The sequence below is a fragment of the uncultured Tenacibaculum sp. genome (assembly GCF_947498805.1).
In the GTDB taxonomy this organism is placed as follows: domain Bacteria; phylum Bacteroidota; class Bacteroidia; order Flavobacteriales; family Flavobacteriaceae; genus Polaribacter.
In genome coordinates, this window is the sequence record NZ_CANMLT010000004.1 from 351,528 (window position 1) to 362,856 (window position 11,329).

9 protein-coding genes are annotated in these 11,329 nt (G+C 30.5%); 3 read left to right on the forward strand and 6 right to left on the reverse strand.

The window, feature by feature from the left end; all coding sequences use genetic code 11:
• The first annotated feature begins 46 nt into the window (after positions 1–46).
• Positions 47–505 (forward strand): Lrp/AsnC family transcriptional regulator, encoded by a 459-nt coding sequence (locus Q0873_RS10010; RefSeq protein WP_299106708.1) that lies wholly within the window; start codon positions 47–49, stop codon positions 503–505.
• 14 nt (positions 506–519) lie between these two features.
• Here the strand turns inward: Q0873_RS10010 and Q0873_RS10015 are convergent, their stop codons facing one another.
• From Q0873_RS10015 to Q0873_RS10040, 6 genes are all read right to left on the reverse strand, one after another.
• Positions 520–2,364 (reverse strand): DUF3857 domain-containing protein, encoded by a 1,845-nt coding sequence (locus Q0873_RS10015; RefSeq protein ID WP_299106710.1) that lies wholly within the window; start codon positions 2,362–2,364, stop codon positions 520–522.
• A 94-nt stretch (positions 2,365–2,458) separates the two neighbouring features.
• Entirely contained in the window at positions 2,459–4,432 is a 1,974-nt protein-coding gene (locus tag Q0873_RS10020) for a DUF3857 and transglutaminase domain-containing protein (protein WP_299106712.1), read from the reverse strand.
• An 8-nt stretch (positions 4,433–4,440) separates the two neighbouring features.
• The gene (locus Q0873_RS10025) at positions 4,441–6,354 is read right to left on the reverse strand and encodes a DUF3857 domain-containing protein (RefSeq protein ID WP_299106714.1); all 1,914 of its coding nucleotides are present in this window, start codon (positions 6,352–6,354) and stop codon (positions 4,441–4,443) included.
• A gap of 70 nt (positions 6,355–6,424) precedes the next feature.
• A complete protein-coding gene (locus Q0873_RS10030) occupies positions 6,425–7,525 on the reverse strand; it encodes a DUF4407 domain-containing protein (protein ID WP_299106716.1) in 1,101 nt (366 codons plus the stop codon).
• A gap of 84 nt (positions 7,526–7,609) precedes the next feature.
• Complete coding sequence (locus tag Q0873_RS10035; RefSeq protein WP_299106718.1) at positions 7,610–9,559, reverse strand: M56 family metallopeptidase; 1,950 nt, start codon at positions 9,557–9,559, stop codon at positions 7,610–7,612.
• Positions 9,556–9,927, reverse strand: a complete 372-nt coding sequence (locus tag Q0873_RS10040) for a BlaI/MecI/CopY family transcriptional regulator (protein ID WP_299106721.1) — start codon at positions 9,925–9,927, stop codon at positions 9,556–9,558. Before Q0873_RS10040 ends, Q0873_RS10035 begins: the two co-directional genes overlap by 4 nt.
• A gap of 108 nt (positions 9,928–10,035) precedes the next feature.
• On the opposite strand from Q0873_RS10040, the gene Q0873_RS10045 reads away from it, so the two are divergent.
• Complete coding sequence (locus Q0873_RS10045) at positions 10,036–10,605, forward strand: hypothetical protein (RefSeq protein WP_299106722.1); 570 nt, start codon at positions 10,036–10,038, stop codon at positions 10,603–10,605.
• Between the two features lies 1 nt (position 10,606).
• A complete protein-coding gene (locus Q0873_RS10050; RefSeq protein ID WP_299106724.1) occupies positions 10,607–11,263 on the forward strand; it encodes a DUF2490 domain-containing protein in 657 nt (218 codons plus the stop codon).
• The last annotated feature ends 66 nt before the right edge of the window (positions 11,264–11,329 follow it).

Genomic DNA, 11,329 nt, shown 5'->3' on the forward strand with positions numbered 1-11,329 from the left:
CCATTTAGAATATTAAAAGAAGTGTTATTGTAGAAAATATTTCAGAATGAAGTTAGATGATAAAGACAAAAAGTTAATTAATTTATTACAAGGAAATAGTAAGCAAACAACAAAGCAGTTGTCTTTGGAATTAAACTTGTCTGTTACGGCAGTTTATGAACGAATTAAAAAACTGGAAAAAGAAGGTGTTATAAAAGGATATGTAGCACTTATCAATAAGAATAAAATTGATAAGTCATTTTTAGTTTTTTGTCATATAAAATTAGAAAAGCATACCAAAGAATATATTGCAGTTTTTGAAAGAGAAATTAATAGGTTAGAAGAAGTAACCGAGTGTTTTCATGTAAGTGGAGAGTATGACTATATTCTTAAAATTTATGTAAAGGATATGGATGAATACCGTGAATTTATGGTAAACAAACTAACCGCATTAAAACACATAGGAAGTACGCATAGTACATTTACGATTGGCGAAGTCAAAAATTCGAATACAATTGCGCTATAAAAAAAAGAGAACGATTAATCGTTCTCTTTTTCAAATTCAATATATACATCTTGAGATTTTATAATTTTATTATAAAATTGTTTTAAATAGTAATATTCCTCGGTACTGTATAATTTTTTGTTGATGCTTATTTCAGCAAATACATTTACTTGATTGTCTTTCTTTTTATAAATTAAACGATATTTTCCTCCTTTGTTAGGAAGAGAAATGTACTTGTCTTCAGGTAGTTTTACTGTAAACCCTTCTGGTATTTGTAATGTTAAATGATAAGTGTTCTTTCTTGAAAACCCATAGTCAACAGGATATTCTCTTTTATTTAACTTAAAAGGGTTTTTTGTTTTTTTCTCTATCAAAAAAGGATTGAGTCTAAAACTTTTACTGATATCTATTTTGTCAAAAGTTACATTGTACTTTTGAAGCATAGGTTTGCTGTTTTGATCTAAATCTATATGTTCAAATTTCCCTACCTCCAAAGTTGGGTGTTCTGATTCAAAATGCTCAATATAATTGTCAGCACCTTTTGAATTTATTTTAGCTCTTTGGTTAACGGCAAAATAACCATTCGTTGATATTGTTAAAACACCAGTTAATTCACCTTCTTCGTTAAAGTTTAATTGTGAACTGATATTCTTAAATGTTTTTTCATCTTGCTGTATGGTTTCCCAATAACTCCCTTTTTTAAAGTTCATTACACGACCATCTCCATTTAAAGCATTGCTTCTCACCAAACCGAAAGGTAAGTACTTATTTGAAGCATCTAAATAATATGTTTTATCATTGATAATAGCTTTGACAAGTAAATAGTTAAAATCGTTTACAACTGGATGTAGCCTTGTAGGAATCGCTTTATCTCTTGTAGAAGTAAGAACTAAATAACTTTCAATTTTAGCCGCTTGTAAAGAGTTGTATAATGCTAAATTGATATCAAAAACATTTCCATATTTGTTTTCAAAAGCTTCTTTTACGCGTACTTTTTTCGAAGGCCAGTACTTTTCATTCCAAGTAAAATGGTTTTGGATAAAATCAAATATTTCATTGGCTTTTTCTAATTCATTTGAATTTGAAAGAAGGCTAGGAGCTAGCTGTTTTTTGAAAAACTTCTTTTTACTACTTTGATTGTCTAAAAAATCTGATTTTAAACTTCTGTCTGCATCTTTCCAACTTTTAGTGAATTTTTTAATCCCTCCATTTGGACTTGTATAGGATTGAAGATCGAAAGCTATCTTAGAAATAAAGTTTTCTTTACTCAGCATATAGTTTTCTTCCTTAAAGGCAGGAATATCTACCATTCTATAATTTAATAGTAAGCAGTCTCCTTCTCCCATTCTAGGGATATAGATACAGCCTCTTTTTACTGAAGGATTATTAACTTTCAGCTTTAGATAACCAACAATTCTTACGTGGTATTTCCAATTTGCTAGAATTGAAACGGTGAGATCACTTTTAATTTTTGGAATGTCTGATTGAAAATACCAGTCATCAATTTGTGAATAGGGAGATGTCACAGAGTATTGGTACTCTATAATACTTCCAACATTAACATTCGGTAAGGTAAAAGTTACCTCTCTCCAACTACTATTTATATTCTTTTTGTAAACTTTACTGTCTAGCAAGAATGTTTTGAGTATTTGATTGTTATCCGAAAGATTATAAGTGATTGCTTTTAGAGAATGAAGTTTTTCTTTCTCAAATAAAGGAATCTTAATAGTAGCCCTATCGGTACCTTCTTTTTTTAAGATTTTGATCTTAAAGTAATAGTCGGTAGTATTTTTATAATCTCTTTTTTCATCGAGATAATAATTCGCATGTTCAAAAAGAACAACAGCCTCGGCTGTTGTATCTTTATTATATTGTTTCATTGTAAGGTCAGTAAGCTCAATGTTACCGACTTTAGTAGATTTTTTCTTTTGAGAAAAAACGTTCGTAACAATAATTAGGAGTAGGATTAAATATTTACTTTTCATTACTCTTCACCAAAACAATTTTTTCTGTTTGCTTTTCTACTAATTGTTTATAAAAATCTCTCAAAGCAGTGTAGTGCTGAGGATTAATTAAATGTGAGTTGAATTGCGTTACAGATGAAACTTTGATTTTATTTCCTTGTACTCCAATCATGTATTTGAAAACTCCTAAGTTTTCAGGTAAACCAATAGCAAGTGCTTTAGGAGACGATTCTACTGTATATCCTTCTGGAATTGTAATAGAAATTGTAGCTTGTTCTTTCCATGGCACACCAAAGTCTACAGGGAAATGTCTTTCTTCCGATTTAAATGGGTTTTCATCTTCTGCAAGAAAAAAGAATGGAGTAAAATATAACTTTCCGTTAATTTCTTCAATAAGATCTTCACTTGTAAATTTTAAGGTTTGATTTACAGGTTTACCTAAGATGTCCATATTAACCACCTTAAAATCTTCAACTTCTATATTATTATCTTCTTCTAAAGAAGTAGTCATTTCTTCTTCTTTTTTAGAATTGTTGCTTTTACGGAAATACATTGCTGAATGACCACTTAATGACTTTCTGTACATTCCGCTTACTTCTCCAAGCTCGTCTATTTTTGCGTGTAAAATAGAACTTTTCTTAGAGTGAGTTGTAGGTACTAAATTTACTTCTTTAGAACTACCTCCCTTAAAAATCTCTCGTCCATACCAGTTTAAAGCTCTATGAGGTAAGACATTTGGTAAGCTGTATTTATCAGTAGCATCTAGTAAGACGTATTTTCCATTAGGGAAATTTACCTTTGCTATTATATAATTGAATCCATCTAACGTTGGAAATAATGGAATTCCATTGTTTTTTGTACTAACCAATACCGGATTCGCATCTAAACCAGATGAACGTAACATAGAGGTTAAAACTAAATTGATTTCGGCAACATTACCTACTCCTTCCTTATAGGCTGTTTTTACACCTTCTTCTGTATACTTTCCATTGTAATCATTCCACTTTATTTTTGATTTTACAAATTGGAATATCAATGCAGCTTTTTCATAATTGGTTTTGGCTGCAGCTATAATAGGAGTTAAATCGTTTTTATAATATCCTGTTTTTTTAAGCTCTTCTCCAAAACTTTTAGAATCATAAATGTTTTTACAAACATCTACCCAATTGGTAGCATAGTTTTTATACATTGATTGTGGGAATCGAGTACCTGAAAGTTCAAATTCCATTCCACCTCTATAGTTATTAATAACTCCAGCGTATGGTTCTCTATCGTTTAAAGCAGGAATATTTTTTTTATTAAAAGTATATATCTTTTGGGTGTATCCTAAATTACCTCTTGCCCCAAAGTTAATTTGATCTCTTTGACTAGCTTCTTTTAAAGGAACATTAAAGTATCCTCTAGAAGTTTTGTTAAAAAGAAAATACTCTGGAATTTTTACAGTGTAATCTAGATTGATTACGGGTATTCCATATTGGAAATTCAAAGGTTTAATACTCCAAAAAGGCGATTTTAAGGTGTATTTTACATCAATTACACTTCCTTCTTTAACATTTGGGAAGGTAATTTTTTTCTGACCTCTGTACTTGTTTAAACGCTCATCAAAAATATCTTTTTTAGATAATTTTAGTTTAGCAACATCGTTGTCTTCTAGGTTAAATGTATAGGCTTTTAAACCGTTTATTTCCTGTCTTTTACCTGTTTTTGGTTTGTAGTAGTTTATTTTTTTAGTAGCATAATCAAGACCTTCTTTTGTGTAAATTTTAATACGCTCGTGGTACTCGGTTACCACAATAAATCCTTCGTTTAGATCGTATTTGAAAGATGTTTTTCTTTTTTTTAGTAAGTAGGCTGCGTCTGCAGTAGAATCAAGTGGGTAAAATTTTTCTTCCACTTCTTGTTTTGAAACTTTTCCAAATTTCATTTCTTGGGCTTTACTTGTTATAGCAAACAGTAAAGTGAAAATGATTAATACGTTTTTCATAGTAATTATTATTGTTTGATTAATTCTGTTCTTAAATTATCGTATTTAGCTACGGTTTTTCTAAATTTTCTATAAGCTTTGTAATCTTCTTTTGGGTAAACACCTTTTTTTAATGAAAATTCACGTGTGTATTTAATAGTATTCTCATCAGTTTTTTCAAAAGATAAGGCGTATACACCAAATTTGTTAGTTATGTTCTTATTTTCAGGTAATCCATTAATTGTATAGCCTTCTGGAATGGTAAAGGTGAACTCATCTTTGTCGGTAAACCCTCTGTCTATTTCTAATGGTCTTTGTCTTTTTCTATATTTTTTAGGAACTCCAGTTACTCTATTAAAAACATTCAATTTAAACAAGTAACTGCTATCCTTTGCAGTTGCAAAGCTTTCTATTGAGACATTTAATTTTTCGGTAAACTCAATTTTTTCTTTGTTGTTCGTATGTTTAATACTATTAAGCGTTAAATTGTTGTTGTAGTCCCAAACATAGTTTTTATAATACTTTTCTAGTCTGTCTTTTGTATACGATTCTATTTGGTATTTTTGATCATATTGAGTTCCGTATGATTTTCTTTCAACAGATGCTCTAATGTTTTCGTTTGGTAGTAATTCAATGTTTGCTTTAACAGTTTGTAGGTTGTCTTTGTTAATATAAACAGGTGTTCTTTTGATTACACCTCCTTCTGGAGTTACTACTAATACATCTCTATCATCGGTAAAATCACCTAAAAAACCAAAAGGCATGGTTTGGCTGGTGCATTCTAACCAAACATCATTTTCTCCGTTAGGAATGTATAAAATCATATGATTCCCTTGAAGAGAAGTAAAGTTTTTGTCTATGTTTTGTTTATTCTTAGCGTAAACAATAACGTGGTGTGATTCAACACCAACCGCTTTTAATAAGGCTTGAGTGTAATTGGTTAATCCTTTACAATCACCATATCCAACTGCATCTACTTTATTGGCAGCAATAGGTTCCCAACCACCAATGTCTACCTGTACACTAATGTATCTTGTTTTACTTTGTACGTAGTCATAAATAATTTTGGCTTTTTCAATTGGATCTTCTACATTTTTCACTAAATCTTTTGCTTTAGCAACTGTTGCAGGAGTCAATTCATTTCTTCCTTGAATTAGGTTGTTGTACATCCACAAACCAAAGTCTTTCCAGTTCTTAGCATTCCCTTTAACTCCTTTCAAACTAAAAGAGTCGAAAGATACTGAGACATTAGGAACTAGATCATCAAAGTTAACCGTGTATCCTTCTGGTTTTATAGCTTCTTGATTGGTCAGTGTATAATGTATAGTGTTGGCAGAAGATAAGTTTTCGATATTATAACCTTTTAATTGTTTTTCTCTTTTTCGAAAAGAAATGTTTGTTGGGTTGTTGATAATATAACTGCTTTTTTCAACTGCTAGATTATAACTTTCAATGGGAAACCATTTAGGAATAAATCCTGTAGAAGAGTTTTTATATTCAGATTCAAATACAACGGTGTATGGATATGAGGTAGGTGTATATTCTAGATATTTTACTCTCGAATCGGAATATAAAGTACCACCACTAATGGCACTTACATCTTGAAAATCTCCTTTTGAATATTTCTTTATCTTTTTACCTAAAGCGTCATAAATTATAGCAGAAAGTTTAGTGATTTTTGTGTCGTCATTATAATGTTCATAGGCATTCACATGAGTTTTTCCTTGTTCATTATAAACAGTAATAATTCTTAATTGTTTAACAACCATTTTGTCTACTCCTTCAACGGTAATAGTTAGCTCATTATTTCTAATAATGGCATCTGCATTTTCTATAAGTTCTTGGGGTACTGTAAGTGAGGATAGATTTTGTTGCTCCTGAGCTAATATATTAACAGATAGCAACAACGCCATCATAAAAACGACGGGGTTTAGTTTTTTCATGCAATTATTTCATTTTAGTTTTCAGCAAACAAAAATAAAAAAAAAGATAAAACCATAAAGTATCAAGCCCTTATAAAATTTTTTGCTGATTCTTATAAAAAGAATCGGCTTGTAATTTCATTAAATTTCGTGCCATTTTCTGTTTGTAATTGTAAATTTCTTCTTCGGTTTTTAAATCGGAATATATTTTATTGTTTAAATCAATATCAGTTTGCAATAATGCTTCTCGTTGATGTACTTGTTGTTGAATCCATGTTTTAGCTAAAGATTCTTGATTCTCAAACTTGAAATCATATTCGCTTTTTGAACTAATTAGTTTTGCAAAAATAGGAGCAGTTTCAATAGCTAAAAACAATAAAAAAATAAAGAATGAAGGTAGCCATGGTAACTTGTTTAAAGCATTTACACGAGCCATGAGTCCGTCAAAATTAGAAATAATTGGTTGGGTTTTAGATTCTGAATCTTTTTGTTGTTGTATTAAATTAGCAATAGCCTCTTCTTTTACTTTGATTTTTGCTCCATTGTCGGTTTTTAATTGTGCTAATTCTTTTAAAGCAGCATCGTGTTTGTCTCTTTTCTCTTTGTAAACTGGACCTTTTCCAATAAGTTTGGTCCCTTTTCGTCCTTCTGCTTCTGCTATATAAGTTTCGTATAAAGTATTTACTTCGGTTTCCTTGGTGTCGATTTCATTTTTTAAAGATGAAATTTCTGTATTTAACGCAGTTATTTCAGGTGTAAACTGTTGCGCTATTTGTGCCTTATTATCTAAGGTCATTTGATTCTTTTCGGTGAGTAATACCTGGTTTATTTCCTTTTCAAATATTTTAAGTTCTAATGGTTTTGAAATGACTACCGCAATAATCATAGCAAGTAATAAACGCGGAATTACCTGAACAATTTCTTGTCTTTTTTTATCTCTTTTTTTTATGGTAGAAACAATAAAACGATCGAGATTAAAAATGAGTAACCCCCATAGAATCCCAAAAAAGATTGCAGTATAAATATTATCAAAAACAGTGTAAAGTGCATAACTACAGGCAATGGCTGCCATTAAAGCTGTAAAGAAAACGGTTGCGCCAATACCGGCATACTTGTTCTGCTCTCCGTTGGAACAATTTTTAATTAAATCTTGGTCCACACCCGAGCATAGGAGGAAAAAATCTTTGATCATGTAAAATAAGCTTATACTGTAAGAACGAGTATTTTAAAAAAATGTTACAAAAAAGCCTCACATTGTGAGGCTTTTAACATAATTTTATTTTTTACTTATTAGGTATATGGATTTTGAGTTGTCTTTATTTCTCTTTACAGAAATGCTTGTAATGTCATCAGAATTCATTTTTTCTAGAGCTAGTTTGCTAATTTTTTTCTCATCTAAATAATAACTAATGTTTTCATTAGAGTTTTGAAATAAATTTAAAACCTCATTGTTAGATGGTTTTTGTTTGTTTTTATAAACCAAACCTTTGTCAACAGCTTTTTTAGTAACAAATTTTATTACTTTTTTCCCTTGGTCTTCTTGAGTTGAAATTTGCAATAATTTTTCTTTTTTTACTAACCTTAGAGCTTTTTTGTAGCTTACCTTTTTGTTATTAAAATAAAAGGTGGCTTTTTTGTGTTTTTTGACGTATTCTTCTGGTCTGATTCTACGTGGCGGTGGAGGAATGTTAGTAACATCTCCTTTTTTTACCTTAGGGAAACCTGCTTTTGGCGGTGGAGGCGGTAGGTGCACTCTTCTAAACTCACCAGCTACCTCAGTGTCTTTAGAAGTATTGCTAGAATTTTGATTAGGAGCAGTGTTGTTTGATTGTGTTTGTTTTTGATTAATAACCTTACCTTCTTTGGTGACCAATTGCCCCCAGCGATTAAAATATTTAGTTCCGTTTTTATCTTTTATAAAATACAGGGTTTGGTTGTTAACATAATGCCAGCCTTTTTTTGGTTTTTCAGGACTTTTTACCTGAGTGGTTTTTGCTTCCTTAGTCTTTTTCAAAGGCTTAGGAGCCTTTGCTTTCTTTTGTGTTTTATTTGGAACCTCAATTACCTCAACTTCTACTGGTTCGGCAACTTTTACTCTTTTAGCTACTTTAGTTCCTTTTATTTTTGCTTTTGGTACTGGCGGAGGTGGAATCATTTTCTTTTCTTCTTCCGTTAGCTCAGAAATTTTCTTAGAAACAACGGTCCCATCTTTTGCTGTATACGTAAAATATCCTTTCTTACGATTTACAATTTTTTTCACTTTAGGAATAGAATCTGTTATAGCTATACTTGGTTGTGTTTCTTTTAGATTTACACTTTTATTATCAAGCATTTCTTCTTTCGAAGTTTCAATCTTTGCGTCATGTTTTTCAACACGTTCTGCAAAAACGTAAAGACTTCCCATGAGTAACGGTATTACCGCTATTTTTTTTAGCCAATTATTGACTTTCGATGTTTTAGTAGTCATCATAACTAATCGTTTTTTTGTTAATGAATAATTCAAATTACTGGCCAAGTAATAGTCGTTGTTCCAAGCAGCTTTATTCAGTAATAAATATTGATACTCAGAAATATTTTTATAAGAATTAATTACTTTTTCATCAGCAATAAATTCATGGTTTAATTGAATAGATCTTTTTAAGAAATAGAATAATGGATTGAACCAAAACACAATTTTCAAGACTTCAATAAGTAATACGTCAAAAGTGTGCTTTTGCGTTGCATGTGTGAGTTCATGCGTAAACAATTCGTCTTCTATTTTATGTGAGTTGTATTCGTTTTTATTAATGAAAATGTAATTCCAAAAAGTATGCGGACTAATTGTATCTTCTACCAATACTAATATTGCTCTCTCCACTTTAAGTTTTGTGTTGGTACGAACTTTTCTAAAGATTTTAAAAAGGTTTATTCCAAAACGAATACTTAGCAACAGTGAAACAATAACAGAAACACCTAAAGCGATATTCCAATAGTTTAGAGTGTCGTTTTGAGTAATCTCTTCTACTGTAAGAATTACGGGCTCATTTGCTGTCAATGGAATTTCTATAACTTCCGATGCGGGGATTTGAATATAAATAATAAACAAAGGAGCTAAGAACGAAAATAATACACTTCCTAGTAAATAAAAGCGATTGAACTGATGCATTTTTTCACGTTCTAAAACCAAATGGTAAAACGCTAGTAAGAATGCTAAACAACATGCCGATTTTAATAAATACGCGATCATTTCTTTTGTTGCTCTATTTGATTATCAATTAATTTTTTTAATTCTTCTAATTCGGTTACGGTTAAATTCGTTTCAGAAGTAAAGAATGATGCAAACTGACTCGCAGAGTTGTTAAAGAAATTCTTGATTAATCCGTTAACATGCTTAGAGAAATAATCTGATTTCTTAACTAAAGGAAAGTACTCTCTAGATTTTCCGTATAGCTTATAATCAACAAAACCTTTGTCTTTCATCCTTTTTAATAAGGTAGCAACAGTAGTTGTTGCTGGTTTTGGTTCTGGAAATTCAGCCAATAAATCTTTCATAAAGGCTTTGTTTAATTTCCATAACAATTGCATTACTTGCTCTTCGGTTTTTGATAACTGCATTTCTACATGTTTAGAATTTACTCTACAAATGTAGAAATAAATTTTGATTCTACAAATGTAGAGCAATTAAAAAATGATATTTTTTATTTTTGAAGAAAATTTAAAAAGATGAAAAGACTTTTTTTTCTACTGTTTTTAGTACAAACTTCAGTGTTTGCTCAACAGAAGTTTGAGAGAGAATACCGTGTAGATACGGTTAAAGTACCTAAACTTTCGAAGCATATTATAAAAATGTGGGGATTTAAGGAAAAGATTAAGTGGTATGCAGAGGAAAGTCAAGACGGAAAAACCTTTGAAGCGAAGGTGTGTTATAAAAAGAGAAAACATAGTATTGAGTTTTCAGAAAAGGGAGAAATTATTGATGTAGAAATCAAAGTGAAATTTTCTGAGTTGGATAAGGAAGTACAGCTGAAAATTAGAAAAACCTTAGGAGAGCGATTTAGAAAATTTAAAATCAAAAAAACGCAAATTCAATATACTGGCGATGAAAGCGCAATGTATACAGCAGTTTTTGATTTAGAAACCCATCATGAAAAATCATTGCCTTTATATGAACTAATTGTAAAAGGAAAAGTAAAAAAGAGCTATGTGAAATATGAGTTCTTATTCGATAGTAAAGGAAGCATTATGAAAGAATTGCAGTTTGCTCCTCAAAACACAGATAATTTAGAGTTTTAGTATGGTGAAAAAATTATTATTAGTACTTTTTTTAGGAGGGAGTTTTGTGGGGAATTGTCAGTCAAGTTTTACAGGAGGTTGGTTACCAAAAGTAAATGCATCATTAAAATTATCGGATAAGACAAAATGGGTAAACAGTATTGAAGCAAGAGAAGTGATATATAAAGATGACTTTCAGTTTACGCATAACTTAGTAGATATTTCTACCATTTTTTCAATGAAAACGGATTTGAATCAATCTGTAAATGTTGGGTATATTCTTCGCTTTAAAGAAGGAGAAACTATACACCGCTTATTACAGCATTTTAATATAGTTCAAAATTTTGATGGATTAAAACTCGCTCATCGTTTTGGAATGGAGCAGTTTTTTCAAACGCATGTAACTCCACAATTTAGGACTCGTTATAGAGTTACCTTACAAAAAGCATTGAGCGGTGAAAAAGTAGATGTAAAAGAATGGTATATCAAACTTTCTAATGAATATTTATATCAATTTAACGAAGAAGATTTAGAGGTACGTTTATCTCCTTATTTAGGATATCAATTGAGTAAGAAGGATAAACTTGAATTTGGTTTAGACTATCGCTTAGGAAAATTGTTAGATAGTTCTCAAAAAAACTCACTGTGGTTTAGAACTACATGGTATATCGTGTTGTAATGTACTTTTTTAATTATAAAACAAAAGTCGCTCCTAAGAGCGACTTTCTAGTTAACTAAACAAACC

What these genes read in the sequence shown, in the direction of transcription:
- Q0873_RS10020 (WP_299106712.1), bottom strand. Translation starts at nt 4,432, where the DNA reads ATGAAAAACGTATTAATCATTTTCACTTTACTGTTTGCTATAACAAGT.
- Q0873_RS10015 (WP_299106710.1), bottom strand. Translation starts at nt 2,364, where the DNA reads ATGAAACAATATAATAAAGATACAACAGCCGAGGCTGTTGTTCTTTTT.
- Q0873_RS10030 (WP_299106716.1), bottom strand. Translation starts at nt 7,525, where the DNA reads ATGATCAAAGATTTTTTCCTCCTATGCTCGGGTGTGGACCAAGATTTA.
- Q0873_RS10040 (WP_299106721.1), bottom strand. Translation starts at nt 9,927, where the DNA reads ATGCAGTTATCAAAAACCGAAGAGCAAGTAATGCAATTGTTATGGAAA.
- Q0873_RS10010 (WP_299106708.1), top strand. Translation starts at nt 47, where the DNA reads ATGAAGTTAGATGATAAAGACAAAAAGTTAATTAATTTATTACAAGGA.
- Q0873_RS10035 (WP_299106718.1), bottom strand. Translation starts at nt 9,559, where the DNA reads ATGATCGCGTATTTATTAAAATCGGCATGTTGTTTAGCATTCTTACTA.
- Q0873_RS10050 (WP_299106724.1), top strand. Translation starts at nt 10,607, where the DNA reads ATGGTGAAAAAATTATTATTAGTACTTTTTTTAGGAGGGAGTTTTGTG.
- Q0873_RS10025 (WP_299106714.1), bottom strand. Translation starts at nt 6,354, where the DNA reads ATGAAAAAACTAAACCCCGTCGTTTTTATGATGGCGTTGTTGCTATCT.
- Q0873_RS10045 (WP_299106722.1), top strand. Translation starts at nt 10,036, where the DNA reads ATGAAAAGACTTTTTTTTCTACTGTTTTTAGTACAAACTTCAGTGTTT.